Genomic DNA, 428 nt, shown 5'->3' with positions numbered 1-428 from the left:
AACACTCCTTCTACAATATTTTTGTACCCCAGTTTCTGCTGTTCTGTCGCGTATTCGCTATGCTTTCTAAATAACGAAATGCATTTTTCGAAGCCTGTATAATAGTTCATCCTATGCGCCAAATAAAGAGCATATAACAATTCGTCAATACCGCCGACGATACGTTTCTTTTTAAAATCATACTTAGCTTTTTCGTACCAAAAATGAAATAATTGAGTTCCGTTAATGTAGGTCACTTCGGAATTTACAGGAGGAAGCCAAATTGAAAATTTGTTGATAATATCATCGGCATCAAAACGGAACTGATTTGCCGATTCAACAACCGATAAAAGACTTGGTAAAATCTCCTCCCGGTTTCGATCTAAAAACTCAGACAATTCAGGGAGCACTTTGTTATTACCAGTTTTTAATTCGAGATTGTACATATT

At 35.7% G+C, this 428-nt stretch carries 1 pseudogene; it reads right to left on the bottom strand.

Going from position 1 to position 428, the window contains the following annotated elements:
• Window positions 1–428, bottom strand: a pseudogene (locus ET33_RS35455) (DNA-binding protein); the annotation flags it as partial.

It is taken from the genome of Paenibacillus tyrphae (genome assembly GCF_000722545.1).
Lineage (GTDB): Bacteria > Bacillota > Bacilli > Paenibacillales > NBRC-103111 > Paenibacillus_G > Paenibacillus_G tyrfis.
The sequence above is the reverse complement of the archived record's forward strand: the minus strand, read 5'-3'. Positions and strand labels throughout refer to the sequence as shown.